The 25,831-nt window shown below is 64.5% G+C and carries 30 protein-coding genes and 2 pseudogenes; 11 read left to right on the forward strand and 21 right to left on the reverse strand.

The window, feature by feature from the left end:
• The gene (locus tag C446_RS13700; RefSeq protein WP_006673720.1) at positions 1 to 987 is read right to left on the reverse strand and encodes an NOG1 family protein; all 987 of its coding nucleotides are present in this window, start codon (positions 985 to 987) and stop codon (positions 1 to 3) included.
• 81 nt (positions 988 to 1,068) lie between these two features.
• Here C446_RS13700 and C446_RS13705 point away from each other — a divergent pair, with 81 nt between their 5' ends.
• Together C446_RS13705 and C446_RS13710 are read left to right on the forward strand one after the other, a co-directional pair.
• Positions 1,069 to 1,515 carry a DUF5518 domain-containing protein gene (locus C446_RS13705; RefSeq protein ID WP_006673721.1) on the forward strand — a complete coding sequence of 149 codons (447 nt, stop codon included), beginning with the start codon at positions 1,069 to 1,071 and terminating at the stop codon, positions 1,513 to 1,515.
• Between the two features lie 158 nt (positions 1,516 to 1,673).
• Positions 1,674 to 2,981 (forward strand): hypothetical protein, encoded by a 1,308-nt coding sequence (locus C446_RS13710; RefSeq protein ID WP_006673722.1) that lies wholly within the window; start codon positions 1,674 to 1,676, stop codon positions 2,979 to 2,981.
• Between the two features lie 30 nt (positions 2,982 to 3,011).
• On the opposite strand, the gene C446_RS13715 is transcribed toward C446_RS13710, so the two are convergent.
• The 7 genes from C446_RS13715 to C446_RS13745 all read right to left on the reverse strand — a co-directional run bounded on the left by C446_RS13715 (position 3,012) and on the right by C446_RS13745 (position 7,662).
• Positions 3,012 to 3,230 carry a hypothetical protein gene (locus tag C446_RS13715; RefSeq protein ID WP_006673723.1) on the reverse strand — a complete coding sequence of 73 codons (219 nt, stop codon included), beginning with the start codon at positions 3,228 to 3,230 and terminating at the stop codon, positions 3,012 to 3,014.
• 3 nt (positions 3,231 to 3,233) lie between these two features.
• Positions 3,234 to 3,578 carry a four-helix bundle copper-binding protein gene (locus C446_RS13720; protein WP_006673724.1) on the reverse strand — a complete coding sequence of 115 codons (345 nt, stop codon included), beginning with the start codon at positions 3,576 to 3,578 and terminating at the stop codon, positions 3,234 to 3,236.
• Positions 3,579 to 3,666: 88 nt separating this feature from the next.
• A complete protein-coding gene (locus C446_RS13725; RefSeq protein WP_006673725.1) occupies positions 3,667 to 5,049 on the reverse strand; it encodes a hypothetical protein in 1,383 nt (460 codons plus the stop codon).
• 197 nt (positions 5,050 to 5,246) lie between these two features.
• Positions 5,247 to 5,531: a phosphoribosyl-ATP diphosphatase gene (gene hisE / locus C446_RS13730; protein ID WP_006673726.1), complete on the reverse strand. Its 285-nt coding sequence runs from the start codon at positions 5,529 to 5,531 to the stop codon at positions 5,247 to 5,249.
• Positions 5,532 to 5,999: a bifunctional nuclease family protein gene (locus tag C446_RS13735; RefSeq protein WP_006673727.1), complete on the reverse strand. Its 468-nt coding sequence runs from the start codon at positions 5,997 to 5,999 to the stop codon at positions 5,532 to 5,534.
• Positions 6,000 to 6,700: 701 nt separating this feature from the next.
• Entirely contained in the window at positions 6,701 to 7,375 is a 675-nt protein-coding gene (pdxT, locus tag C446_RS13740; protein ID WP_006673728.1) for a pyridoxal 5'-phosphate synthase glutaminase subunit PdxT, read from the reverse strand.
• A 125-nt stretch (positions 7,376 to 7,500) separates the two neighbouring features.
• Positions 7,501 to 7,662 carry a preprotein translocase subunit Sec61beta gene (locus C446_RS13745; protein WP_006673729.1) on the reverse strand — a complete coding sequence of 54 codons (162 nt, stop codon included), beginning with the start codon at positions 7,660 to 7,662 and terminating at the stop codon, positions 7,501 to 7,503.
• Between the two features lie 124 nt (positions 7,663 to 7,786).
• Between C446_RS13745 and C446_RS13750 the strand changes: the two genes are divergently transcribed.
• Entirely contained in the window at positions 7,787 to 8,311 is a 525-nt protein-coding gene (locus C446_RS13750; protein WP_006673730.1) for an Lrp/AsnC family transcriptional regulator, read from the forward strand.
• Positions 8,312 to 8,366: 55 nt separating this feature from the next.
• Here C446_RS13750 and C446_RS13755 read toward each other — a convergent pair whose 3' ends face one another.
• The gene (locus tag C446_RS13755) at positions 8,367 to 9,722 is read right to left on the reverse strand and encodes an aspartate aminotransferase family protein (RefSeq protein ID WP_006673731.1); all 1,356 of its coding nucleotides are present in this window, start codon (positions 9,720 to 9,722) and stop codon (positions 8,367 to 8,369) included.
• A 127-nt stretch (positions 9,723 to 9,849) separates the two neighbouring features.
• Positions 9,850 to 10,494 (reverse strand): universal stress protein, encoded by a 645-nt coding sequence (locus tag C446_RS13760; RefSeq protein ID WP_006673732.1) that lies wholly within the window; start codon positions 10,492 to 10,494, stop codon positions 9,850 to 9,852.
• Between the two features lie 285 nt (positions 10,495 to 10,779).
• Between C446_RS13760 and C446_RS13765 the strand changes: the two genes are divergently transcribed.
• Positions 10,780 to 11,049 (forward strand): thioredoxin family protein, encoded by a 270-nt coding sequence (locus C446_RS13765; protein ID WP_006673733.1) that lies wholly within the window; start codon positions 10,780 to 10,782, stop codon positions 11,047 to 11,049.
• Positions 11,050 to 11,353: 304 nt separating this feature from the next.
• On the opposite strand, the gene npdG is transcribed toward C446_RS13765, so the two are convergent.
• The 5 genes from npdG to C446_RS13790 all read right to left on the reverse strand — a co-directional run bounded on the left by npdG (position 11,354) and on the right by C446_RS13790 (position 14,947).
• Entirely contained in the window at positions 11,354 to 12,025 is a 672-nt protein-coding gene (gene npdG, locus C446_RS13770; protein WP_006673734.1) for an NADPH-dependent F420 reductase, read from the reverse strand.
• Between the two features lie 84 nt (positions 12,026 to 12,109).
• Positions 12,110 to 12,355, reverse strand: coding sequence for a hypothetical protein (locus tag C446_RS13775; protein WP_006673735.1), 246 nt, complete (start codon positions 12,353 to 12,355; stop codon positions 12,110 to 12,112).
• A 142-nt stretch (positions 12,356 to 12,497) separates the two neighbouring features.
• Positions 12,498 to 13,868 (reverse strand): hypothetical protein, encoded by a 1,371-nt coding sequence (locus tag C446_RS13780; protein ID WP_006673736.1) that lies wholly within the window; start codon positions 13,866 to 13,868, stop codon positions 12,498 to 12,500.
• Positions 13,869 to 14,029: 161 nt separating this feature from the next.
• Positions 14,030 to 14,287, reverse strand: a complete 258-nt coding sequence (locus C446_RS13785; protein WP_006673737.1) for a hypothetical protein — start codon at positions 14,285 to 14,287, stop codon at positions 14,030 to 14,032.
• Positions 14,288 to 14,350: 63 nt separating this feature from the next.
• Positions 14,351 to 14,947 (reverse strand): uracil-DNA glycosylase, encoded by a 597-nt coding sequence (locus C446_RS13790; protein WP_006673738.1) that lies wholly within the window; start codon positions 14,945 to 14,947, stop codon positions 14,351 to 14,353.
• A 133-nt stretch (positions 14,948 to 15,080) separates the two neighbouring features.
• On the opposite strand from C446_RS13790, the gene C446_RS13795 reads away from it, so the two are divergent.
• A complete protein-coding gene (locus C446_RS13795) occupies positions 15,081 to 15,488 on the forward strand; it encodes a disulfide bond formation protein B (protein WP_006673739.1) in 408 nt (135 codons plus the stop codon).
• A 43-nt stretch (positions 15,489 to 15,531) separates the two neighbouring features.
• Here the strand turns inward: C446_RS13795 and C446_RS13800 are convergent, their stop codons facing one another.
• Positions 15,532 to 16,137, reverse strand: coding sequence for an endonuclease dU (locus C446_RS13800; protein ID WP_006673740.1), 606 nt, complete (start codon positions 16,135 to 16,137; stop codon positions 15,532 to 15,534).
• Positions 16,138 to 16,161: 24 nt separating this feature from the next.
• A complete protein-coding gene (locus C446_RS13805; RefSeq protein WP_006673741.1) occupies positions 16,162 to 16,341 on the reverse strand; it encodes a DUF5786 family protein in 180 nt (59 codons plus the stop codon).
• A gap of 140 nt (positions 16,342 to 16,481) precedes the next feature.
• Between C446_RS13805 and C446_RS13810 the strand changes: the two genes are divergently transcribed.
• Entirely contained in the window at positions 16,482 to 17,102 is a 621-nt protein-coding gene (locus tag C446_RS13810) for an MBL fold metallo-hydrolase (RefSeq protein WP_006673742.1), read from the forward strand.
• A 128-nt stretch (positions 17,103 to 17,230) separates the two neighbouring features.
• On the opposite strand, the gene C446_RS13815 is transcribed toward C446_RS13810, so the two are convergent.
• The 3 genes from C446_RS13815 to C446_RS13820 form a co-directional block, all read right to left on the reverse strand.
• Positions 17,231 to 17,974 carry a mechanosensitive ion channel family protein gene (locus tag C446_RS13815; protein ID WP_006673743.1) on the reverse strand — a complete coding sequence of 248 codons (744 nt, stop codon included), beginning with the start codon at positions 17,972 to 17,974 and terminating at the stop codon, positions 17,231 to 17,233.
• 392 nt (positions 17,975 to 18,366) lie between these two features.
• Entirely contained in the window at positions 18,367 to 18,516 is a 150-nt protein-coding gene (locus tag C446_RS18170; RefSeq protein WP_006673744.1) for a 50S ribosomal protein L40e, read from the reverse strand.
• Between the two features lie 61 nt (positions 18,517 to 18,577).
• Positions 18,578 to 19,141 (reverse strand): DUF367 family protein, encoded by a 564-nt coding sequence (locus C446_RS13820; protein WP_006673745.1) that lies wholly within the window; start codon positions 19,139 to 19,141, stop codon positions 18,578 to 18,580.
• Between the two features lie 241 nt (positions 19,142 to 19,382).
• Here C446_RS13820 and C446_RS13825 point away from each other — a divergent pair, with 241 nt between their 5' ends.
• From C446_RS13825 to C446_RS13845, 5 genes and pseudogenes are all read left to right on the forward strand, one after another.
• Positions 19,383 to 20,999 carry an ABC transporter substrate-binding protein gene (locus C446_RS13825; RefSeq protein WP_006673746.1) on the forward strand — a complete coding sequence of 539 codons (1,617 nt, stop codon included), beginning with the start codon at positions 19,383 to 19,385 and terminating at the stop codon, positions 20,997 to 20,999.
• Positions 21,000 to 21,105: 106 nt separating this feature from the next.
• Positions 21,106 to 22,086 (forward strand): ABC transporter permease, encoded by a 981-nt coding sequence (locus tag C446_RS13830; RefSeq protein WP_006673747.1) that lies wholly within the window; start codon positions 21,106 to 21,108, stop codon positions 22,084 to 22,086.
• Positions 22,083 to 23,021: an ABC transporter permease gene (locus C446_RS13835; protein WP_006673748.1), complete on the forward strand. Its 939-nt coding sequence runs from the start codon at positions 22,083 to 22,085 to the stop codon at positions 23,019 to 23,021. The genes C446_RS13830 and C446_RS13835 overlap by 4 nt, the downstream gene beginning before the upstream one ends.
• Positions 23,021 to 24,080 (forward strand): annotated as a pseudogene (locus tag C446_RS13840) (ABC transporter ATP-binding protein). The gene C446_RS13835 and the pseudogene C446_RS13840 overlap by 1 nt, the downstream one beginning before the upstream one ends.
• Complete coding sequence (locus C446_RS13845) at positions 24,073 to 25,404, forward strand: ABC transporter ATP-binding protein (RefSeq protein WP_006673751.1); 1,332 nt, start codon at positions 24,073 to 24,075, stop codon at positions 25,402 to 25,404. The pseudogene C446_RS13840 and the gene C446_RS13845 overlap by 8 nt, the downstream one beginning before the upstream one ends.
• A 43-nt stretch (positions 25,405 to 25,447) precedes the next feature.
• On the opposite strand, the pseudogene C446_RS18175 reads toward C446_RS13845, so the two are convergent.
• Positions 25,448 to 25,761, reverse strand: a pseudogene (locus C446_RS18175) (hypothetical protein); the annotation flags it as partial.
• Positions 25,762 to 25,831 lie beyond the last annotated feature (70 nt).

Below are 25,831 nucleotides of genomic sequence, written 5' to 3' on the forward strand. Positions count from 1 at the left end.
TCACTCCTCGAACGGTAACTCGGGCTCGTAGTCGACCGCGTCGACGGCTGCATCGAGAACGCCCGTGACGTTCTCGTCGGTCTCGACGCTCATCTCGAGGTCGGCGTCCATACCCTCGAGGTCGGCGTTCCAGACCTCCTCGCGGTCGGTTTTGTTCGCCACCGTGAGCACGGGGACCGAGTCGAACCGATCGGCAATCGCATCCCGGAGCTCGAGTTGTGACTCGATCGGGTAGCCACACTCGCCGCTGGGGTCGACCAGTACGAGCATACAGTCCGCGAGGTGTTCGATGGCACTGACGGCCTGGGATTCGATCTCGTTTCGCTCCTCCGGCGGGCGGTCGAGCAGGCCGGGGGTGTCGACGATCTGGTACCGGATGTGGTCGCGCTCGAAGTGGCCGACGCCGATCCCTTTCGTGGTGAACGGGTAGGAAGCGGTCTCACCGCGGGCGCTCGTGACGTCGTTGACGAGCGAGGATTTGCCGACGTTGGGGTAGCCAGCGACGACGATCGTCGGTTCATCGGGGTCGATGTCGGGCAGGTCCCGGAGATCGTTGCGCGCCTCGTTGATCCGCAGGAGGTGGGCGTCGATCTGTTCGACGATGTCCGCCAGACGGGCAAACGCCTGCTTGCGGTGTTTTCGGGCGGTGTCGACGTCCGTTTTCCGCAGGCGGGGCTGGTACTCCTCGTGGATCTCGCGGGCCTTCCGGCTGGCCCACATCACTTCCGAGAGGCTCTGACGGAGCTCGTCGACGTCGACGATCGCGTCCGCCAACTCGTAGTAGAACGGGTGAGCGTCGTACTCGAAGTCCGGCCACGCCGTGACCACGTTCTCGAGGTTGTCCGAGATGATGTTCGCTGCGGTCTGGAGCATCGACTGCTGGGCCTCGAGGCCGCCTTTGGCCTTGCCGGCCCGTGCCGCCCGCGAAAACGCCTTGTCGATCAACTCTTCCGACGTGGGCGTCGTCGGAAGGTCTTCGAAAATCATAGCGAGAGCTAGAACGCGCGGTCTTATAAGGTCGTTCGTTACGCGGCGAGGGGTTATCTTCGCCGACCCGCTACTCCCCGTATGACCAATTGGCGGGCGGTTCTCGTCGGCTTTCTCGTCGCCGCGGGACTCGGGTTCATCGGACTCACACTCCCGGGACTCGGGCAGTTGGCGGCCGGCCTGATCGGGGGGTTCGTCGCCGGATACCTCGCGGGTGGCGGGTTCGTTCGGGGCTTCTGGCACGGCCTGCTCGCGGGCGCGCTGGGTGGCATCGTCGGGGGCCTGCTGATCGCGCTGTTGGTCGCCGTCGCCGGCTGGGCCGCCGGCCCCGCAGGCGGGCTACTGACCGGTCTCGCAGGAGCCGGAATCTTCGTCGTCGCGCTTCTCGTCGCGTCCGTGATGGCCCTCGAGAGCGCCATCGCAGGGGCGATCGGCGGCGCACTCAATCCGGACTCGGACTCGGACTCGGACTCGGACCCGGACCCGGAATCGACGCGTTCGACGGGCCAGCGACGAGAGCACTATTGACGGTGACAGTGGCCGACAGTCGGCCGATAGTCGTCGGCTGTTGCAAGCACCGACGACCATACCCGTGGACGACGAAGGGAGAAGAGACCGGACATCGCCGCACTGAACGATGAGTGATGTGTGATGTGTGATAAGTTATAAGTGATGAACGAGTAGCGATGAACCGTCGCTACCTCTTGCTCCTGGGGCTGGTCGTCCTCGCCGCCAGCTACCTCGTCGCCGGGGGTGTGATCGACCCGCTCGGGGAGCCCGCCGAGCCGGAGACTCTCGAGCGAGACCGGCTGATCCAGCCGGCGGAAAACGGCAGCTACATCTGGCCCTACACCAGTCGGGAGCGATCGGCCGACGAGCGGACCCTCGCGATCAACCTCGTCGTCCACGGCGAGGACGAGCGCGTCCGGCAGGCGCTGGTCGCCCAGGAGGAACTCGAGTGGGAGGAGCTCGATCCCGAGACGGCGGCGGAGCCGGAGGTCTACGACGAGGCCGACGACCGTATCCAGTGGGACGACGCCCACGGTTCGACGCGGTACACGTACGTCGACGCCGGTCCCCACGACGCGGAGACCGTCTGGGTCGACGAGTCGTACCAGCTCCACACGGGAACGTATCTCGGCAGCCGGTACCACATCCGTGCGTACACGACCGAGTACGACGACTGGACGGCGATCCAGGTCCACCAGGAGTACTTCGATTTCTTCCGACTTCGCCACTCGGTCACCGACATTCAGGACTCTCAAGTGGCTCTCGAGACGGAGTTCCTCGAGGAGCCGTACGTCGACGAAGTGCGCCGGGAATACCACGGGACACACGGCGGCTGGAACGACGGCTGGCTCTCGGTCGTCGAACTGGCCGTGCTCGCCCCGATCGTGAACGGGGTCGTACTGGGAGTACTCGGCCTCTTCGGACTGACCGGCAGTCAGTCCGAAACCGTCCGCGGGCTCGTCCGCGGAACCCGGACCCTGCTCGGGTGGGCGTACCGTAACGTCCGCGGGTTCGTCCTCGCGGGTGCGCTCGCAGCGATCGTCCTCGGCGCGCGAAGCGCCGGGTTAGCTGTGGAGGCGGCAGTCCCCTGGCTCACGCCACAGGCGTTCGTCGTCGTCCCGTACGCGATGCTGGCGGCCGGGCTGCCGATCACGGCGATCGTGTTCACCCAGCCTCTCGAGCGTGCCAGCCGGTTCCTCCGATTGCAACGCGTCGCGAGCCTCCTGGGGGACCCCCCGTCTCCACAGGCGGCCTTCTCGTTCGCGGTCGTCGGTCTCGGCGTCGGGTTCGTCGCGGACTTCGTCGGGATCGGAATCACGGCGCTGCCACTCGAGTTGCTCGTCCACCGGCTCGGACTGCTGATCGCGCTCGGGCTGCTCGCTGCGGGAGCGGCCCGCAGCGACGCGGAGGGGGCCGCGCTCTTCGGTCTCGGACTGGTCGGCTGGGCCGTCGGTCTCGCGATGCCTCTGGTCGGCTACCTGTGAGAACCGGCGGTCCCGGCAGTCGGCTACCGACTACCGTCGCCCACCTGCTGTATCCCGTAACGACTCGAGCGTCCGCTCGATGTCCCACTCGCGCTCGAGTTCGGCGAGCCGGTCGTCGATCTCGTCGGGGTCGTCGGCGTAGTACCGGAGTCGATCGGCCAGTTCCCGCCTGCTCTCCGCGTTGATCGCGTCGGCGGTACTGGACGGAACGCGTTCGGCGGTCCCCAGTAGCGAGGGGGCGTTCGCCATCGATCAGGCCGACGCCATCTCCCGGCAGCTTTCGGCACAACGGGGCAGAATCTCGGCACAGGCCTGGCAGTGCTCGTGCTCGTGTTGCTCACACTCCTCGGCACACGCCTCGCAGAGATCGGCACAGAGTTCGCCCAACTCCTCGTGGGAGCCCGAATCGCGAGCCATCAACCGGGCGTGAAGCGAGGCGACGTCGGCCACGTCCCGACAGAGCCGGATACACCGGCCCATTCCTTCCTCGTCCGCACAGGCATCGACACACCACTCACAGACCTGGGCCGCCTCGAGGCAGTTGTCGATACACTCCTGCATGTGGTCGTCCGCGTGGTCGATCCGTTGGAGCGCCATCACGGATCGATCGCCACCGATCACGATAATCAACGTATGCTGGGCGAATGCAGGCTCCCCACCTGCGTACGAATCGATCCTGGCCCAGTCAGGACTCGAAAGGCGGCACCGAAAGCGACACGGCAAACGGGTACGCCGAAGCGTCGGTACTGCCGTCCGACCCCTCGAGGTCGCCACCCCATTCGACCGACAGCGCGTCCTCGAGGCGGTAGCGGCCGCCTTCGAAGCCCCACTCCGGACGGAGCTCGTAGGTCTCGGTGACCGTGTCGCCGGGCTCGAGGTGGGTGGTGATCCCGATGTCGTTGACGCTGATCGTGGGCCCGCCGTCGTACTCGCCGACGTGGACGTGGCCGTCGTCCTCGTAGGTGTCGGTCCAGAGGATCGCCCGTCCGTCGGTCGCGTCGGCGTCGCCGTCCGCGACCGGATACGCATCGAGGACGCCGAACGGGTCCGGCGCGTCGCCGAACAGCGCCACCGGTTCGTCGTCGGCGGACAGCTCGAGCGTGAACGTCCGGTCGTCCGGCTCGACCGCGGTGATCTCGAGGTCGATCGGCACTGCGTCGTGATCGACGGTCTCGAGAGTGGGGTCGTAGACATCGTCGTCGATTCGAACGTAGGCGTCGCCCTCGAGTGCCGCGCCGATGCCGTCGGGTCGCTCGTCGGTGTAAAGGGGGCGGCGCTCGGCCGCGGCGCGGAGCGTGGCGGCGGCCGGTTCCGCGTAGCTCCCGACATCGACGACGGGTCGACCGTACCGCTGCTTTTCGGTGACTTCCGTCGCCGAGACGGTGTAAGGCGGTCCGGGGTCCTCGTGGGCCAGTTCGAGTTCGACGTACCCCTCCGGCTCGGGACCGACCTCGCCGTCGCTTGGGTAGGCGACGTAGTCGTACTCCTCGAGGAATTCGTCGAGGTGCTGGTCCAATATGGGTGCCCGGTAGTCGTTCCCGGTTGCCCCGCCCTCCGCGTCCGGGCCGCGGGCAGGTTCGAGGACGGTGTTGACGGCGCTGACGATCTCCTGGTTGTCGACGCCCAGGACGCGGATCGTGTCGTCCATCCCGGATATCGTCCGGTCGTGATCGACCTCGCTCTCGGGCACGTCCGCTCCCGAAACGACGTGCTCGGGCACCTCGTATTCGACGTCGTAGACCGTCCCATCGCGCTCGACGTACTGGAGGCCGAACAGCCCCTCGAGCAGGGCGTCGTCGGCCTCGTCGGTCTCGTACTCGCCGTCGGCGATCGCCGTCTCGACGGCGTCGGCCACCGGCTTCTGGAGGTCAGCGAACGCAGTGATCTGGTTGGACCGTGCCTCGTCGGCGTGCTGGCCGGCCACCGACAACACGTATTCGGGAGACGAGAGCGTCGCGTCGAAGGCCGGTGGCTCGTTGTCGCTGTCCGGGTCGTCCGTGGCCGGGTCATCCGTGGCCGGATCGGCAGATTCGGAGGGATCGGCGGGGTCGGAGAGACAGCCTGGCAACGGCCGCGAGGCCGGCCGTCGCGAGGACCGTTCGTCTACGCATACCGCCTCGTTCGTGCCACTCGATAATGTGTTTTGTGTGACTAAAGTACCGCTGCAAGTCAGTGCGCACCTGCTCGCCAGAAGCTCGGCGATCGGTGTGCAAACCGTTGCAGTTGTTACTATAGAAGTCGGGCGTGAAACGTCGGACGCGTCGATCAGCGACGCGCCTCGAGTTCCGCCTCGAGGTCCTCGAGGTCCATCTCCTTCATCGAGAGCAGGACGAGGAGGTGGTAGACGATATCGGCAGCCTCGTAGGCGACCTCGTCGCGGTCGTCGTCTTTCGCTGCGAGGACGAGTTCCGTCGTCTCCTCGCCGAGTTTCTCGAGCACCGCGTTCTCGCCTTTCTCGTGGGTGAACAGCGACGCGGTGTAGGAGTCCTCGGGCAGCGTTTCCTTGCGATCCTCGATCACGGCAAACAGCTCTGTCAGGGTGTCGTCCATCTACATCTCACCGGAGACGTCGCGGATATCTTGCAGTTCCTGAAACTTCTCGCTGTCGTCTCGCCCGTTCTCGAAGACGTCTTCGGTTACTTCGATCGGAGCGTTGGTCCGGGCCGCAAGCGCCAGGGAGTCGCTGGGACGGGCATCGACGACCGTCTCCCCGCGGGGTGTCTCGAGGTGGAGGTCGGCGATGTAGGTGCCGCCCTGGCCGCCGTCGCGCTGTTCGATTTCGTTGACGACGACGCGGTCGATCCGGCTGCCGAGTTCCTCCATCACGTCGAGCAACAGATCGTGGGTCAGCGGCCGCCCGATATCGTCGGCCTCGAGGCCGCGGGCGATGCTGGTCGCCTCCTCGAATCCGATGAAAATGGGGACGACGTCGTCCTCGCCGTCGACCGCGAGGACGACCACTGGAACCGGCCCCTGGGGCGTCCCTGCGACGCGGACCGCGTCGATGGATGCTTGCATATCAGTACTGATGGGAGCAAGGGAGAAAAACGTGTCCGGTCGCGAATGCATGCAAAACGGGCCGACCGCCGAGCGGTCGGTGTGATACTGATTGCTACTATGTACCGCCGCTCGCCAGAACGGGGTCGCGACCGGCGGTAATTGACTACTATAGTAACAACTGCAACGATTTGCACACTGATCGCCGACCTTTCTGGCGAGCAGGTGCGCACTGACTTGCAGTAGCTACTATAGGGAGTCATAGAACAGTCACACACCCCATTCGCCACTACTCTCTGCCAGGCAGTACAGGGGACCGATGGACAACGAGAGAGCGGAATCTACTCGAGGCTGTCAGAAATTCCGTGCTGAAAACAGGGTGCGAACTTTTTCCGCGTCGGGTTCGCCTCCGGCGAACCACTCGCGCAAAAACTTCGATGAAAAAGGCGGGCGGCTCGGCCTTCGGCCTCGCCGCCCGGGAACCGCGCTCGCTTCGCTCGCGCGGAGGCTGATGATGAATCTACCCTCTATATTCAGCACGCCACTCAGAACAGCTACCAGAACTGGCAGAATCGCTGGCAGTTGAACCCTCGCTCGACCGAGCGGTTATCTGCGGTCATTCAACGCGGGAGCAACCGCCCGTGTCAAGAGTTCTATGACATCCTCGACTACAGTAAACCGTCAGAGCCCCCGGCCATCGCGACAGTCCAGTCAAGGCGGGATTACCGTTCGGCTTTGGTCTCGGTTCTCGTTCCGGATTCCGAGGAATCAGCCCCGCTGCCGGCCGCGGAGACCGATGCCGCATCGTTCTCGAAAAACGCCAGCCCGTGGAACCGACTATCGGGCGTCAACTCGGGGTGAAACGCGGTCCCGACAACCGGCCCCTGCCTGACCGCGACGGGACGCCCGTCCCAGGACGCAAGCACCTCGGCGTCCCCGCTCTCGACGTCGTCGATCGCCGGTGCGCGAATAAACACCGCGGGATACGGGTCGTCTCCGCTCAGTCCCTCGACCTCGAGGGGGGCCTCGAAGCTGTCTTTCTGCCGGCCGAAGGCGTTGCGTTCGACGGTGACATCGAGCAGGCCGAGCTCGTCGACCCGGTCGTCGTTCGGGTCGCTCGAGGCGACGATCAACCCCGCACAGGTGGCAAGTAACGGTTTTCCGGCCTCGACGTGGGCCCGGATTTCGGGGGCGATACCCTCGCCGTGGATCAGTCGGGAGATGGTCGTCGACTCGCCGCCGGGCATCGCCAGCAGATCGCATTCGGGGACGATTCCGGACTCGCGGATTTCGTGGACCGTCACCTCGCGACCCCGCGTCTTGGCGGCGCGTTCGATGGCGGCTGCGTGTTCCTCGACGTCGCCCTGGACGGCGACGACGCCTGCCTCGAGTGTCATGCCCCCCGGTAGGGAGAGTGCAGTGAAAAATGGCGCGCCTCCGGGTCCGGACCGATCCGGGGACGCCGACGGGAGACGACCCGCTCGAGGGGAAACTGCGAGGGAAAACGGTCGAAGGCGAACGGTTACGCGACGAACGTCAGCAGCTGGACGAGCACGCCCAGCATGATCCCGGTCGCGATGACCGTCTTCGGATTGATGAGAATCGCGTTCGAGTCCTCCGCGTCGAAGTACCGGACGAGCCCGGCACTGGACATCAGTCCGCCGGTGTTCTGTCCTCTGTCCATACCCGTTCCTACGCCCCCGCCGAACTAAATCTTTCGACACGCACGGCCGATCCCCGCCGCTCACGACTCGATTACGAATCGGGGCTAGGTACAATCAAGTAGTTGGATGGTCAACACGAGTGTAATGGGCGAGTCACTCGACGAACGCGACGTGCGGATCATGTTCGCCATCGCCGACGAAGAAACGTTCAACACCGAAACGATCCACGAAGTGACGGGGATTCCCAAATCGACCGTCCACTACCGCATTCAGAGTCTGAAGGAAGCGGGGATCATCACGAACGATCTGTTCGATATCGATCGCGAGAAGTTCGGCCTCGAGATCACTGTCATCTCCGAAGTCTGGGCCGAGTTCGGCGAGGGGTATCACGAAGCTGTCGGGCGCAAACTCGCCGATATCGAGGGTGTAAACCAGGTGTACTTCACGATGGGCGATACGGACTTTATCGTCATCGCACGACTGACCTCGCGGGACATGGTCGAGGAACTCGTCGAAGACTACGAGGCCATCGACGAGATTCGGCGAACGAGTTCGAAGTTCGCCATCTCGACGATCAAAGAGGAGGTCGGGATCAGCATGCTCGGGGATTACGATCCGGAGGCCCTGATGGCGAGACGGGGAATCGGAGAGAAAGCGTCTTCGGAGTAGCGGCCGTCCCCGTCGTCACTGCGAGGCCTGTCGGTTCTGTGCTCGCTGCCTCTCGTTATCGTCCGCCGGTCTCGGTCTCGATCGCTTCGCAGATCACGTCCGCACCGATTCGGGCCTGTTCCTCTGTCAGCACGAGCGGCGGAATCAGTCGCAACACGTGGCCGTGACGGCCTGCGCTCCAGACGAGTACGCCGTTCTCGTAACAGCGGCGCTGAATCGCCTCGACGAGATCCGCGCTCGGCGTGTCGTCCTCGTGGAACTCGAGACCGACGAACAGCCCTCTTCCGCGAACTTCGACCAGTTCCGGCGTCGTTTCCGCGATCTCGCGGAACCGGTCTCGCAAGTAGGTACCGACCTCGCTCGCGTGAGCGAGGAGGTCGTGGGACTCGATGTAGTCGATGGCACGAACGCCGCCGATCATCGCGGGGACGTTCCCGCGGAACGTCCCGACGTGACCACCGGGCCCCCAGGTGTCGTACTCCTCGTGGTACAACATCGCCCCGATGGGGAGCCCCGTTCCGCCCAAGGCCTTGGCCATCGTGATCGCGTCGGGCGTGACGTCGAAGTGGTCGGATGCGAACCACTCGCCGGTCCGGCCGAGGCCGGTCTGGATCTCGTCGACGATCAGCAACGCGTCGTTGTCGTCGGCGATGTCACGCAGTCCCTGCAGAAAGCCTGCGGGCGGAACCACAACGCCACCTTCGCCCTGAATCGGCTCGACCCAGATGCCGGCAGGCGTCCCGTGACCGCCGTACGGGTCCTCGAACTTCCGTTTGACCGTTTCGAGAGCCTGCGAAAGCGAGATATCGTCGCCGGTCGCGGAAGGATACGGCGCGTGGACGGCGTCGGGCAACAGCGGACCGTACCCGTCCTTGTACTTTTTGCCCGCAGTGAGGCTGAGCGCGCCCGCGGTCGTCCCGTGATACGACCCCTCGAAGGCGAGCAATCCGTGGCGGCCGGTGTTGTGCTTGGCGAGTTTGATCGACCCTTCGATCGCGTCGCTTCCGCTTGGCCCGCCGAAGACGACGTTGCTCGAGCCCTGCAGACCGCCAGGAGCGATCTCGCGCAGCCGCTCGATGAGTTCGAGTCGCGGCTCCGTCGGGAAGTCGATCGTGTGTGCGACCGACTCGAGTTGCTCCTGGACCGCCTCGAGGACGTACGGGTTAGAGTGACCGACGTTGAGCACGCCGATACCGGCGAAGAAATCCAGAAACGTGTTCCCGTCGGCGTCGCGAACGGTCGCACCACTGGCCTCCTCGATCGCGATCGGAATCCGGCGCGGATAGGCGACGGCGTTGCTGTCGATCTCGCGTTGTTTCTCGATCAGGCGCTCGGAGTTTTGCCCCGGCACGTCGTCGACCGACGGCGCGTCGGAAAAGTGGAGTTCGTCGGGTGCTGGATCTGCGGCCATACCGTGAAACCATCTCGGTGAGAGATATATTTTGCCCTATACTCAACACGAGGGTTAATTATTGGCTTAAATCCAACAGATAGCCGTTCGGTTCCGGCGACCGTGGAACGCGACGGAGAGAGTCGCGTTACTCACCGGTCACGTTGGCGATCCGTGTCGCCCCCGTCGCTCGAGAGATATGTACGTTGTACGATTGATCGACGGTTCCGACGCTGACGATCCAGTAGCCCCCCATCTCGTGGGGGTCGTCCGCGAGTTCGGCTTCGCTCGCGTCGATCCCCTCGGCGTCCTCGAGTGCCTCGCGGGCCGCCTCGATCGCGGCCGCGGCGTCGGCGACCGGTTCGTCGTCGGGATCGGCGCGGGTGACGAGAACGGAGCAGTCGGCGTTTCGCGTGACGTGTTCGGTGACGCTTCCGAGTAAGAGTCTGTCGATGCCCCGGCGGCCGTGGGTACCCATGACGACGACGTCGATCCCGTTCTCGTCGGTGTACTCGAGAATTACTTCGCGGGGGTCTCCCTCGGGGACCGACGTGACCACGTCGACGGAGTCGGGTGCTCGTTCGGCGACGCCCTCGACCAGTCCGCTGCCGTGCTCGCGGACGGTCTCGGTCGTCCGGCTCTCCGAAAGGTCCCAGGGGGTTCGCTCGTCGACGTCGACGGCGAACAGGACGTGGAGGGTCGCGTCGAAGCGATCCGCGAGTTCGATTCCCTGTTCGACCGCCCGCGAAGCGGGGTCGCTACCGTCGGTGGGTACCAGTACGTCGCGGTACATAGTTTCGGGTTCGACGGAGACACATAAAGAACCGCGGCGAATCGTCGGTCAGTGGGAACCGACGCCGCCGACGGTGGCTCCCGGGTCTGTAGTACCAACTGCAACGATTTGCACACTGATCGCCGACCCATCTGGCGAGCAGGTGTGCACTGACTTGCAGTAGCCACGATAGCGGGCCCCGACAATCCAACGGCCGATCCGGTCGACGTTGCCGCTTCTCGAGACCGCCGAGAGCGCGACTGGGAAACCCTTATGCGCGGCCGGTAGCAACGTAGCGGTGACCGCATGACTGTCACGCTCAAGGACTTCTACGCGGACTGGTGTGGCCCCTGCAAGACCCAGGACCCGATCCTCGAGGAGCTCGAGGAGGACTGGGAGGGCCGCTTCGAGGTCGAGAAGGTAAACGTCGACGAACAGCAGGACGTCGCCAACGAGTACCAGGTTCGATCGCTGCCGACGCTGATCATCGAGAACGACGACGGCATCGTCGAACGGTTCGTCGGCGTCACCCAGCGGGAAGACCTCGAGGACGCGCTCGAGGAAGCCGGTGCCTGAATACGGGCGCTACCGTCCGCGCCGGCGACCCTGAACCCACGCGCCGTCCCGTGGGTTCCCGGTCGTCGGGACGGGAGATGGTCGTGGATAGCAGCCAACTCGTTTTTCGGCGGCCGACGGCTCATCGGTTTCGTCCTCGGCCCCGTTCGTCCGATCTTCCTGAATAGCGTCGCCTCGAGCGCTCGAGGGGCACGGGGAACGGGATCGTCGCTCGTGAACTGGCTCGGGGCTTGACCCCGAGGCACTCGGCCTGCTCAGCCTGTAGATCGGTCGGCAGGTACGTCAAGGGACGGTTACCGATCGTTCAAACCCACTTCGCGCCGACGTCCTCGAGCTCGTCGTTGTACCGGGCGATATTGATGACAAGCGGCGTCACGCTCTCGACCTCGGCCGCGTTCGCCAGCGGGCCGGCATCGAGCGCACGCAGCCCCTCTATCTCCGCCGTTAGCTGTCTGACGGTCGTTTTCGCGTCCTCGTTGTCGGCGACGACCAGCGTATCGAGATCGAATTCGACCTCGAGGTCGGCGAGTTTGCCCGCCGCGAGGTTGTGGTACGCACCGACGACCGGGACCTCGTCGGGAGCACGCTGGGCGACCAGTTCGGTGACGCTGCCGGTCCCCGGCGGATGGTAGTGCATCCCGTCCTCGTCGCCTTGCATTCCGACTGCGGGAGTGACCAGAATCGTGTCCTCGTCGAGGCTGTCCGCGACCGCTTCGACCGTATCGCCGGCATAATACGGCGGCACCGAGAGAACGACGACGTCGGCCCGGTCGGCTGCCATCTCGTTTGCGAAGCCGTTCAGGTCCGGGTCCCCCTCGCCGTGCTCGGCGAGGGTCTCCTCGTACTCCTCGACTGCGTCCCGTGCCTTCTCCGGATCGCGGGAGCCGACGAGGACCTCGTGGTCGGTATCTCGAGCGAAGCGCAGCGCGAGCCCTTCGCCGATGTCGCCAGTGCCACCGAGTAGTGCGATTCGCATGATGACAACTGGGGACGGCACCCGAATAAAAGGGTGGGGGTTCGGCCGAACTCGCCGGGACCGGCCAGCGGGCGACGCGAGCGGCTACGCGTCGGCGAGTTCGATCCCGCGAGCAACGACGTGTATCAGGACGATCGCACTGCCGACGGCCAGAACGAACTGTGAGAGCAACGTGAACACGAGCGCGTCGGACGTGACCGCGATCAGGAGCGGAACGGCCGCGACCGCGCCGAACAGCGCGACGAGGATCGCGATCGGGACCAGTTCGGCGATCAACCGCTCGTCGTCGAGCGTTCCGTTCGTATCGAAGAAAGGACCGGAGTAGGACATGGATCATCGATCGCTCAGCCGACGCATTAGCGTTCCGGAACGTTTCGGACGGAGCGCCCGCGATCGGGCTACCGGACAGAAATCAACGAAGAGAATTCACCGAGCGAGCGACGAATTCTCACGATAGTTTTGTCCGACAGTTTCAGGCCACAACCTCGACGGTCGTCTCCGCCTCGTCGTCCGATCCGACGACCCGCACCGGGAACCGCTGCTCCCGTCGCACCGGGTACGTCTCGAACTCGAGCGTGGCGGCTCCGGTCTCGCCACCCTCGAGCGACACCGGTTGCGTGTCCACGAGTTCGGGGTCGTCCCCGACGATCAACTCGAGTACGTCCTCCCGATACGTCGTCCCGCCGTTCTCGAGGTCGACGATTACCTCGAGAGTCTCGCCGGCCGGGACGGGCGAGTTCGTCGTCCGGATCGAGATCGTCATCGGGCCGCCAGGCTGCTCGTCCCCGTCTCCGATCTCGTCGACGATCCAGGCCGACTCCGTGCTCGCGACGGTGCCGTCCTCACAGATCACCCAGGGATACACCCGGCAGGTGTGACAGAACGAGTCCGTCGAGAACCGTGCGGTGGCAGTTTCGCCCTCGAGTTCCGTAACCCCGAGGATCGTATCGGCCTGGGTGAGCCACCAGACGACCCGGTCGAGATCACCACCTTCGTGGGTCGCCTCGAGTTCGAACTCGACGGCCTCGCCTTGCGTGACGACAATTCGGTCCTCGGCCGGGCGCAAGGGGTCGACTGTCGGAGACCCGAGCCCGTCGTCGGAGACCTCGACCTGCCAGCGGGCGGCGTAGGTCTCGTCGGTCCCGTCCTCCGGGACGACGGCCGCGGCTACCTCGTGGCTGCCGGGCTCCGCGAACGTCTCTCGGTGGTAGTGGGCGTCGAACGCCGCGTAGTAGGTCGATACCCAGGGTCCGCCGACCGGACCGCTCACCCGCTCGCCGTCGACCCACCAGACGGTCGTCTGTCGCTCGCCGGGCTCGAGCGCGCCGGCCTCGAACAGGAGTTCCGTCCCCTCGCGGATCGAAAGCTCGGGTCCGGGACGGGCGGTCGGGAGTTCGGAGGCACCGACCACGCTGGCGGTCGTCCGTGCGGCGTCGCCTTCGATCGCGACGCCTACGGGAAACTCGTCGTCGCTGGGCACCGGATAGGTGTAGAAGTCGAACCTGGCGGTTCGGCTCTCGCCGGCCTCGACCGGCATCTCGCGCCGCCCGACGCGTTCGCCGTCGTGGCCGACCAGGAATTCGACACGTGTCCGTCCGCCCGTGGCTCCGCGGTTCGTGATCTCGGCGACGACCCGCAGTCGGTCGCCCGCGCCCACCGGCGACGAGGTCTCGACGATCGAGACCGCGAAATCGGGCGTCGATCCGTCGGGCTCGATCGGGTCGAACGCGTCGCCAGTGGTCGCGGTACGGGACTGCTCGCGGCCCCACCGTCCCCCAACGAGCACGGCACCGCCACTGACGCTCGAGAGTCCACACAGTACCCGTCGTCGGCTCGGTTCCATAATGAACGCTTAGCGACGATCGGAGCAAGAATCGGCGCGACTGTTTCGGGAAGAAAGGCCCGATTGTGACAGCAGCCACGATCGACGTCCCGACAGCCGCGTTCGGAGCGCCCTGTACGGCGTGCTTACTGCCTCGAGCAGCCGGCCCCGACGTCACGATGTCAGGGGGCGTCGTCCTCTTCCGGGTTCATCGCCGCACCCAGTTCGCCCTGGTACGCGTCACGGTTCTGTACTTCGCGGATGCGCTGATCGAGCCGGTCCGCGAGTTCCGATCGCCGGGTTTCGTCGACGCCGGGGTCGTTGTTCAGCGACGCCAAGTCCTCGCGAGCGGTTCGGAGAACGGCGACGGCCTCCTCGGTCTCGAGCCTCGTCGCCCGATCGAGCCTCTCCTCGACGTCCTCGAGAGTGAGATCGGTCACGGGCGAGTTCCGTTCCCCAGCCGGTTCAAGCGAGTGCTGGCAATCGAAACCCGACCGACTCGATCAGAACCCGTCTAAACGCGTCTGTCCGCCGTCGCTCCCATCCGCGCCAGCAAGCTCCGCCGCGCGTTCGATCGTCTCGGCGAACGTCTCCTCCTGGCTGCGGTCGTACAGGGTCGCCGCCGGGTGAACGCAGATCAACAGCCGGTACGGGGCCCCTTCGATTCGAACGTCCTCGACCGAGCCCGCCTCCGCGGTGACCGCGACCGACCGCCCCAGAAGATGCTCGCTGGGCACTTTCCCGAGCGTGACGATGACCTCGGGATCGAGGCGATCGATCTCGGTCTCGAGGTACTCCCGGCAGTTCTCGAGTTCCTCGGCGGTCGGATCGCGGTTCTCCGGCGGGCGACACCGCACGCAGTTGGTGATCCGGACTGTCTCGCGGTCGAGACCGGCGATACGAAGCTGGTCGTCGAGAACCGAGCCGCTTCGGCCGACGAACGGTTCGCCTTGCTCGTCCTCGTTTGCCCCCGGCCCTTCGCCGACGAAGAGGACATCGGCGTCTTCGGGGCCCGTCCCGTTGACGATCCGGCTACGACACTCGACGAGTTTCGAACACTGCGTGCACTCGGTGACCCGGAGGTCCTCCATCGTTCCCATGGTGGTGGCTCGACCGAGGCCCTACTACGCTTTTCGGGTTTCGAGATCGAGCGAGCGGAGTTCGGACGGCAATCGTGCAGGCCCCGAGCACACGACCGAACGATTGATTTCGTCGGCGGTTCCAGAACGGCGCATGCGTCGCCGCCTCCTCACCGCCTGTACGGTCGTCGCGGCAGTCGCGACCGTCGGGAGCCTCTACTTCAGCGAAATCGCGGGATACCCGCCCTGCGAGCTGTGCTGGTACCAGCGAGTGTTCATGTACCCGCTCGTACTCGTCCTCGGCGTCGCCGCCGTCGAGGACCGTGCCGAAATCTGGACGACTGCGCTGGCGCTCTCCGGGCTCGGGCTCGTCACTGCGGCGTACCACGTCGGCATCCAGACGACCGGATCGTCAGGCGTCACCTGCAGCGTCGGGGCCGGATGCGGAGCCGTCTACTGGCAGGGGGTCGGTGTCCTCACGATTCCCCGTCTCTCCCTGCTCGCCTTCGCTCTCGTGACCGCCGGTATCGTCGCAGTGGCGGTCCTCGAGCGACGGTCGTAGCGAGGGCCGAAGGCGACCCGAGAGGACAGGTCACCGACGAGGGCTAGTCGTTCGACACATCGTTCGAGCCCTGCCCCTGTCCCGCCGACCCGGCGAACGTCTCGCCTGCCCGCGCCGCGAGTCGAGCGACTCGGATCGGCTCCGGGCGTCCACCCTCGGGCGTGAACCCTCGGACCACCTCGTCGACTCGCTCGGCTTCGAGGCCGCAGGCCCGGACGTACACCGTCTCGGTCCCCCCGTCGACCGACAGTTCGCGACGGTCCGGAAGCGCTCGGTACCGCTCGAGACGCTCCCGGCGGTCGGTCCCGGCAAACGCGTCCCGGATACTGGCCTCGAGACCGTCGCTTTCCTCGAAGGTGACGGCGACCACGGGACGGTCGAGCGCCTCGTGGAGTCGCGACAGCTCGAGGAGATTGTACCACGCCGGGGCGACAGCGCCGAGCAACACGTACCGTGCGTCGGGACGGCCGAGGTCAGTCACCAGTGAGACGACGGCGTCGGTCGCGTCGGTTCCGCCGACGGTACAGGAGCCGTACGCGAGGCCGTCGACGACGCGGTCGGCGCGGACGACGGCCGCCGCGAGCGTGCTCCGTTCGGCACCGCCGCGATACGACTCCGCGACGCCCAGCGCCCGCACCCCGGGTTTCATCGATGCGAACGGTCTGCCATCACGTCAGGAATCGTCGTCGTCCTTGATCTCCTTGAGACGATCGAGGAGTTCGTCGCTCGAGGCCCCGTTCTCGAACTCGATCGTTCCGTTGTGGTCGGTTTCCGATGACTGGACGGCGTCGTCGTCGTCAAAATCAGCGTCGACCTCCTGTTGTTCGGATTCGTCGTAACTCCCGAATCCCATACAGATAGACGTAAGCGATTGGCGGTGAAAAGTTCCATGGTTGTAGCTCATTTGGCTGTCGGCAGTCGGCTCGGCGGCCGCCTGTCACGCTCCGGCGAGCCGACGGCAGGATTTTACTCACGGGCGACGAGTCGTCCGGTATGGACGTCCACCACGCCACCGAAGGAGCCGACACGTTCACCTGCAACGCCTTCCTCGCCGTCGGCGACGACGGCACGGCGACGCTCGTCGACGCCGGTGCGTACGAGGGGATCGTCGACGTGATCGATGCACACGTCGACGACCTCGACGCCGTCGTGATGACCCACCAACACGGTGACCACGTCGCCCAACTCGAGGCCGTCGTCGAGGCCTTCGACCCGGACGTCTACGCCTACGACGACCACCCCACACGTACGCACGGTCTCGAGGACGGCGATACAGTTCGGATCGGCGACGAGCACTGTGACGTCGTGTATACGCCGGGCCACGCCGACGATCACGTCTCGTTCGTCTCCGAAGCCTCGCTGTTCTCCGGCGATGTCGTCGTCCACGACGACGGCGCGTTCGACTACGGGAGCTTCGGCCGCACCGACATGGCCGGGCAGTCCCGCGACCGGCTCGTCGAGAGCCTCCAGGAGTTGCTCGATCGTCTGCCCGACGGGGTCGAACACATGTACGCCGGTCACGGGAGCGTCTTCCACGGAGACGTACGGGACGTGGTCGAGACGGCCCTCGGACGGGCCGAGAAACGCGAGCCGAAATACCCCGACGAGAACTGAGACTACTGGACAACAGTCAGGACACACCCGATCGCGTCTCGAGTGCGATCGGTGTGTGCAGTAGTTCGGTCGACAGTATGAGTCGCCGTGGCGGTTCTCGTGAACCGGCCCCGACGGACCTGCTCGCGTCAGTCGTCGCCAGTCACGGCGTTCGCTTCTTCGGCGGCGTCACGCGTTTGCTCGAACCAGTCGTCGATGTTCTCGGCGACGTAGTCCTTTCCGCCCCAGCCGACGGCGATGCCGACCGCGAGCGCAGCGGCGAGGCCGAGACCGTACGCGAACGCCTGGCCGAACGTGTGGAGAATCCCCGCGTCGATCGGCATCGTCTCGAGGCCGATCACGAGGACCAGGAAGTACAGGATCGTCTTCGTCGCACCCGCGAGAACCGGCGTAAACCCGAGTTGCTCCGCTGCGGGTGAAGCACGGACCTGCTCGGTCGCCCAATTGGCCAGGTAGAAACCGACGAACAGGATCACGATGCCGATGACGATCGGCGGAACGTACGCCAGCAGATCCTGTCCCCAGGTCGAGACGAGCCACGTCGACGACATCGCGGTCCGTGCGGCGAACCACTCGATCGCGGCGAACACCCCGATCAACGCGATGTAGTACTTGAGAAAGACTGCGAACGTCCGGGAGACGGCGTCCGATCCGTCGGGGAACAGGGCTCCGAAGGGAGTCGCCCGGACCGTTTCGTCGAGTCCGACCCGGTGGCCGGCATCCGTCACCTTCGGCTGCAGTTTCCGACCGAGGAACACGCCGAGGTAGACGATCAGCGCAGCACCGACGATCGTCGGAAGGAAATCGACGAGTCCGACGAGGTTGGCTTCGATCGACGCTCGGATGCTGGTGGTAAGCATCGGTCCCGTCATCGGAGATCACCCGCGGACGGTCGTCGGTCGGAAGCCTGTGCAACGACGTTGGGACAACGAATCATACTCTATGGTTCTGATAATACTGGTTATTCTTTTTGATTTAGAATGGTTATATCCAACTAGATTGTATCTGATTTCACCTGGCACAGTCAGTAAAGTGGAGGTCGACGCCCGCTGCCACAATAACAACTTACCGAGAAAAACGACGTACCAAAAGGGACTGACAGTACACACTACTGGACGATGTTCCGACCGCCACCGTTCGTCGGTGACGGTTCGTTGCCCCACGACGGCTACGAACGACTTCCCGGCGGCCGGACGAGGGAACGGACGGGTCCGGAGCGTCTCCGCTGAAGCAAAAGAGATCGGAGAACGACCGGGAAACTCGATTAGGCTGCGCGCGGTTCTTTGGCCTTGGGTCGAAGGTTGCCGTAGCCGCACTTACGGCAGGTGTCGGCTCGCTCCGGGTTACGAGCGTTACAGCGCATGCAGATCATCTTCTCGAGCGTACGGTTCTCGGCGGCGTCGAAGCTTGGCATACCGCCCCGTTGGGGGGACGCGCATATAACCGCTGTGATTGCGCGAGCCTCCCGGCCGTGGCTACCCGGACGGCGTTTCTTGGCCGTCTCGGTTGCTCTCCGGGTCGTGATCGGCCCCTTCCTCGGTTTCGTCCGCCAGGTACTCCTCCTGGACGGCGACGACCTCACTCGAGTCGACACAGTCGGCGTACCGTCGCAGTGGCTCCTCGTTGAGGGTCAGAAAGGTCTCGCCCCAGCGGAACGGCTCGAGCAGCGCTTCGGCACGGTCCCGGTCGCCGAAAATGCAACACGCGCCCGCGAGGGCCTCGACTGTCGTCAGTTGGAAGGGGCGGCCGTAGTTGACCGGGTTCGCCGCTACGAGAAACGGGAGCGCACGGTGGACGCCGTTCATCCTGAAGGCGGCTTCCTCCGCGGATTCCCACGAACAGTCGAGCGCGACGAGCGTACCGAGCCCCGCCTCGGCGTCGGCCGGGGACAGCGCCCGCTCGGCGTGGGGGTTGAGGACGACGCCGTAGGGCACCTGGTCCATGTTCCGGTAGAGTATCGCCTCGTCGAACTTCTCGAGCCGTCTCGCGGTGCATTTCTCGGGGTCGTCGTCACCCTCGTAGTAGACGTGACACTCCACGTCTCTCCGGAGGTACTCTAGTATAAAAATACTTTGTTTAGAGTAATTACCACAACTCGCATACTGTATATTAAGTAACTGTTATCGATGGACGGAATGGGGGAGAAAAATATCCGGGTAATATGTTATTATGTGTGTTGTTCACACCTTACATAGGTTTTATATACCATGGGTTAGAGTACCACGTATGGAAATGCCAGAAGATAGCACGACTCGAAGGACGGTGCTGAAGGGTGCCGGGATGGCTGGCGTCACTGGACTCACTGCCAGCCTGGCCGGGTGTACCGGTGGGGAAAACGGTACCGATGTCGACGGAGCGGACGAACTCGCAGACGAGGTGCCGGAGATTCATCTCGTTGCACCGACCGCCGGGGCCAACCCCTTCCGAAACGAACTCGCGTCAGCGATCGAGGAGAACTGGGAGGAGATCGGATTCGAGGTCAACCTCGAGAACTTACAGTTCAACGCACACGTCGACACGGTCGTCGTCGAGCAGGATTACGACGCATCGCTGCTCGGGTGGGGTGGCACGCCCGAGCGGATCGACCCACATACGTTTATTTACGACATGCACCACTCCGACAACACCCAGCAGGGTGGTCGAAACACGCCGGGGTGGGAACACGACGAGTACGACGAACTGGCCGAGCTACAGGTGACTCAGCCGGACAGAGAAGAACGACAACAGACCGTTTACGACGCCCAGGAGATCATCGCCGAGAACCAGCCACGAACCTACATCGCGAACGAAGGTGGATACCACCCCTACGCGAGCGCTCGGGTTGAGAACGTCGATCCGACCCTCGGTGAGGGGCTCAACTCGTTCTGGAACATGATCTCGGCAACGCCGATCGACGACGACGACACGGTTCGGTTCGGCTACCCGTCCGAAATCATCTCGCTGAACCCGATGCAGGACCTGGCGACTCCCGACCGCCAGTTCGTCCGCCTGATCTACGATCAGCTGTTCCGAATCGGCCGGGACGGAATTCCGGAGCCATGGCTCGTCACGGGTGAGCCCGAAATCGAGGACGGGGGAATGACCTACACCGTCGAGCTTCGGGACGACCTCACGTTCCACGACGGCGAGGATCTCACGGTCGACGACGTCGAGTTTACGTACGAACTATACGCCGACTCGCCGACCTACGGTGGGCTCGTCGAGGTCATCGACGAAGTCGACACCGCCGGCAACGAGATCACGTTCCACCTCGAGGAGGAGTTCGCGCCGTTCACGGCGAACGTGCTCGGGCAGGTGTACATCTTTCCCGAACACGTCTGGGGCGACGTCGAGCCGGAAGAGCTCACGGACTTCGAGGACGAGAACTGGACCGGGAGTGGTCCGTTCCAGTTCCGCGACTGGGAACGCCAGGCCGAACTCCAGCTCGAGGCGTTCGACGATCACTTCGAGACGCCAAACGCAGATCAGTTCATCCGGATTCCCGGCGAGGACACGTCCCAGCTCGTCAACGACCTCGAGGCTGGCCAGATCGACATGGTCGGTGCCGTTCCGCAACCGACCGCGGTCGATCGAGCCAGAGACGACGACGACCTCGATCTCGCCGAGTTCAACGCGGTCGGTTACGCGATGATCGAGTACAACACGCGCCGCGAACCGTTCGACGACGTGGCCGTTCGTCGGGCGCTGTCGTACGGCGTTCCCAAGGAGGAGTACGTCGAGTTCATCCGCGACGGGATGGGAACGGTAACGCACACGACGATCTCGGAGCACAACGAGTTCTGGCACAACCCCGATGTCGAGGAGTTCACCGAGGATCTCGACGCGGCTCGTGAGGAGCTCGCCGACGCGGGCTACGGCTGGGACGACGACAATCGGCTCCACTACGGCGCGGAGTAACGGGCGAAGCTGCGGTGAACCCCCATTACCGATTTCGGTTACCAAATACGATACCAATTCGCATACGATACATGATACTAGCTAGCAACGTGAGGTGGAGCGAGCGATGGGGCTGAGAGCGTACGTCGTCAGACGGGTCCTCCAGCTTATCGTGACCTTCTGGGCGTTTTTCACGCTCCTGTTCGTGCTCTTTCGGATGATGCCCGGCGATCCAACGTCGATGTTCATCATGGACGGAATGACGCCGGAGCAACGAGAACAGCGAATAGCAGAGCTCGGGTTGGACCAGCCGTTGTACGTCCAGTACGTCGAGTACCTGCAACAGCTGCTAACCGGGGACTTCGGTCAGTCGTTCATTTACAACGATCCCGTCATCGACATCATCACCGTCCGGTTTATGAACACGATCGTCCTGATGGGGACGGCGCTGGTTATCGCCTACGTCATCGGGATCGCGTTCGGCGCACTGATGGGATGGTGGCGTGACTCGAGGTTCGAACGTGGCGGTATCATCGTGACGCTGATGGCCCGCTCCTCGCCGGAGTTCTGGGTCGGCATCGTCCTCCTGTCGGTGTTCGTCTTCTGGCTCGGCTGGTTCCCCTCGAGTGGGATGCGGACGACCGGGGGCGAACTCGGCGGCGGTTTCGTCGCCAGATACGGCTCGCTCGACTTCCTGCATCACCTGTTCCTTCCGGCGTTGACCGGCGCAATCGTCTATCTGGCGACGCCGACGCTGCTGATGCGGTCGACGATGCTCGACGTGTTGAACGCCGATTTCATCGAGATCAAGAAAGCGGAGGGACTCCCCGAGCGAACGGTGCTGTACAAACACGCCGCACGGAACTCGATCCTGCCGATCGTGACGGTCGCCGCGATCGCGACCGGCGCAGCGATGGGCGGCTCCGTCGTCATCGAGACGGTGTTCAACTGGCCCGGCATGGGCCGAGAGATGGTAAGCGCGGTCAACCAGAACGACTACCCGCTTGCCATGGCGGCGTTCTTCCTCATGGGATCGGTCGTGATAATCATGAACTTCGTCGCTGACCTGCTGTACGTCTACCTCGATCCGAGGGTGGAGTACGAATGAGTACTGAACGAACCTCTCCAGTCGACGCCGCAACCGGCACCATCGGCAACGGCGTCAGCTACCTCCGGACGAAACTCGAAATCTTCGAGGGAGACCGCCTCGGCCAGATCGGACTGGCCATCCTGGCGGTGTTTCTCTTCGTCGGTATCTTCGCACGGCCGTACACGATCGAGTTCCTGAACGTGACGATCCCGGGACTTGCCCCCTACGATCCGACCGAGCGAGCGGTCGGCGGCCGGCTCGAGGGACCGTCGGTAGCCCATCCGCTCGGAACGACCGACATGGGCCGGGACGTGCTCTCGCAGTTGATCGCGGGAACCCGCGTGACGCTGCTCGTCGGAAGCCTCGCGGCCTTCATGGCCGTCTTCATCGGGACGAACGTCGGCCTGATCAGCGCCTACTTCGGCGGCTGGGTCGACGACACGCTGATGCGGATTACCGACGTCGTCTACGGCGTCCCGTTCCTGCCCTTTGCCATCGTTCTCGTGGCGATCCTGGGCAGCAGTCTCGTCAACATCATCATCGCCATCGTGTTGATCCTGTGGCGCTCGACGGCGCGGGTGATCCGTTCGCAGGTGTTGAGTCACAAACAGCGACCGTACGTCGAGAGCGCACAGGCGATCGGGGCCGGCCACGTACGGATCATGTACCGGCACATCCTGCCGAACGTCCTGCCGCTTACGTTCCTGTATGCGGCCTTCGCGGTCGCGTGGGCGGTCATCGCCGAGGCGAGCCTCTCGTTTCTCGGCTTCGGTGACCCCAACATGCTCTCGTGGGGTGAGATGATCTACAACGTCTACACCGCGAACGCGATCCGCGAAGCCTGGTGGTGGGTCTTCCCGCCTGGCATCGCCATCATGCTGTTCGTGATGTCGGTGTTCTTCATCGGTCGCACGCTCGAGAAAGAGGTCAATCCGGAGCTCAAACATCAATAATGACGCTACTCGATATCGACGGACTGAAGACGTATTATCGGGCCGACGACGGCTGGGTTCGCGCAACCGACGACGCGTCGCTGTCGATCGAACGCGGCGAGACCGTCGGCCTGGTCGGCGAAAGCGGCAGCGGCAAGACCACCCTCGCGAAGTCGATCATCCGGCTGTTGCCGGACAACGCCGAGATTAAAGACGGCTCGATGGATTTCGACGGGACGGAGATCACCGAGCTGTCCGACCGGGAGCTACGAAAGCAGATTCGCTGGTCGGAAGTGTCGATGATCCCACAGAACGCGATGAACGGGTTCGACCCCGTCTACACCGTCGGCGACCAGATCGTCGAGGTCGTCACCTACCACGAGGACACGTCGAAAGACGAGGCGTACGAACGCGCCCGCGAGTTGTTCGACGACCTCGGTATCGATCCGGACCGCGTCGACGACTATCCCCACCAGTTCTCTGGGGGGATGGCCCAGCGGGCGATGATCGCGCTCGCACTCGCGCTGTCGCCGTCGCTCGTGCTCGCCGACGAGCCGACGACGGCACTCGACGTCGTGATCCAGGATCGCATTCTGGACACGATCAAGGAGATGCAAGCAGAGATCGACAGCGCGATGATCATGATTACCCACGACATGTCGGTCGTCAGCGAAACCTGCGACCGCATCGCCGTGGTCTACGGCCTGTCTCTTATACACATCNCGCCATCCCTACACGCTCGGGCTCCGGAACGCCTTCCCCGATATCAGTGACGATGACCAGGAGCTTATCTCGATCCCCGGCACGCCGCCGGACCTGGTCGATCCCGGTGAAGGCTGTCGGTTCGCACCGCGATGTCCGTTCGCCGAGGAGGAGTGTTGGACCGTAACGCCGGAGACCGAATCCTACGGCGACGGCCACCGCGTCGAGTGCCACCGAGCCGACGAGATCGACTACCTCCAGGAGGAAGCCGGCAAGAAGTCCACCTGGTACGACCAGGACATCGGCCGTTCGGGCGACATCGCACCCGAAGCCGGGACGAACGAAGAGCACGAACAGGAGGTGCAACTCGATGACTGACTCCCTCGAGACGGCCCGTGAGCCGGATCGCGTCGACGAGGACGACAAGCTCCGTGTCGAGAACCTCGAGAAGCACTTCCCCGTCAACACCGGGCTCGTCTCCCGCATCCTGCGGGGGGAGAGCGACGACGCAGTCAGGGCCGTCGACGGCGTCTCCCTGTCGATCCGGGAAGGCGAAGCGTTCGGGCTGGCCGGCGAATCCGGCTGTGGCAAGACGACGCTTGGCAAAAGCGCCATCAGGCTGCTCGAGCCGACCGGCGGCGAGATTTACTTCGACGGGAAGGAGATCACCGACGTCGGCGGCCAGGAACTCAACGAGTTCCGTCGTGAGGCCCAGATTATCCACCAGGACCCGTACAAATCGCTCAACCCGCGCTTTACGGTCTACGAGTGGGTCAAAGAGCCCCTGGACGTCCACGACATCGGAACCGCGGAGGAACGCGACGCCCGCGTCTACGAGACGATCGAGCAGGCGGGCCTCGAGCCTGCCGAGGCCTACGCCCACGAGTATCCGAGCGAACTCAGCGGCGGGGAGCGCCAGCGCGTCGGCATCGCCCGGGCGCTGGCGCTCGAGCCGTCGTTCCTGCTGGCCGACGAGCCGGCGAGCATGCTCGACGTCTCGATCCGGGCGAGCATCCTCGATCTGTTCAAGCGCCTGCAGTCGGAGCTCGGGCTAACTGCGGTCTACATCAGCCACGACCTCTCCCTGCTCAAGCACATGTGCGATCGGATCGGGATCATGTACCTCGGCGAGCTTGTCGAGGTCGGCCCGGCCAACGAGATCATCAACGATCCGAAACACCCCTACACGCAGGCGCTGGTCTCGTCGGTCCCCCGGATCGATCCCGACGAGGACCGCAAGCGGATCGAACTCGTCGGCGAGGTGCCCGATCCCGTCGACGTGCCGAGCGGCTGTCGGTTCCACCCGCGCTGTCCGAAACTCGTCCAGCCCGGGGGCTACGAGTTCGAGCAGGACGACTGGCGCGCGGTCGCGAACCTCCGACACGATCTGTTGCAGGGCGAGCTCAGCCTGACGGACGACCACGACGAAGAGACCCCCGACGCGATCCGTGAGTCGTACGCCGTGCCCTCACAACTGTCGGACCCCGATGCCGAGCGAGTCCTCTCGGAGGCGCTCGAGACGGCCATCGCTGGCGACCGGGACATCGCTCGCGAACGCCTCGAGACCGAGTTCGCCACGCCGTGTGAGCGCGACGGACTCGAGACTCACCAGGTCACGCCCGAGCAGACCGCCAAGTGCGTCCGGTACGACGACGACCCGCGCTACGGTCCCGAAGGCGGCGGGAATTACGACCCGAACTGACGGCCGTTCGCTCGGGTCAGGGCCCGTTCCGTCCGTCTCCGTCTCACGAATCGCTCTCGTGTAGCTGCTCACCACGATCGAGTCGCATCGCGATCGAAAACGTCTGTTCTGCCTCCCGGCGCGTCGGGAAATGGGCGGCCATGTACCGGGCGGTCGTGATCAGCGGGATGCGACGGCGGTGCTCGAGGTCGTCGATCACGTTGGCCATGCAACCGAGGATCGTGAGGCCGGGCCCCAGCCGGACTCGCGGTACCAGGTGCCGAACTCGAGGGCCTGTGCCGTCGGCTCGCGGTGATCGACGCCCGCGTTCAGGAGCCCGACTGTCGACTTCGCGACGACGAGCCGCAGGTTCTCCTCGAAGGCCGCGAGCGAGACTGTTTCGACGAATTCGCCGCGTTCGCTGACGCTGATATGTGTCAGTACACGG

Origin of the sequence: Halobiforma nitratireducens JCM 10879, from assembly GCF_000337895.1 — an archaeon.
GTDB lineage: Archaea > Halobacteriota > Halobacteria > Halobacteriales > Natrialbaceae > Natronobacterium > Natronobacterium nitratireducens.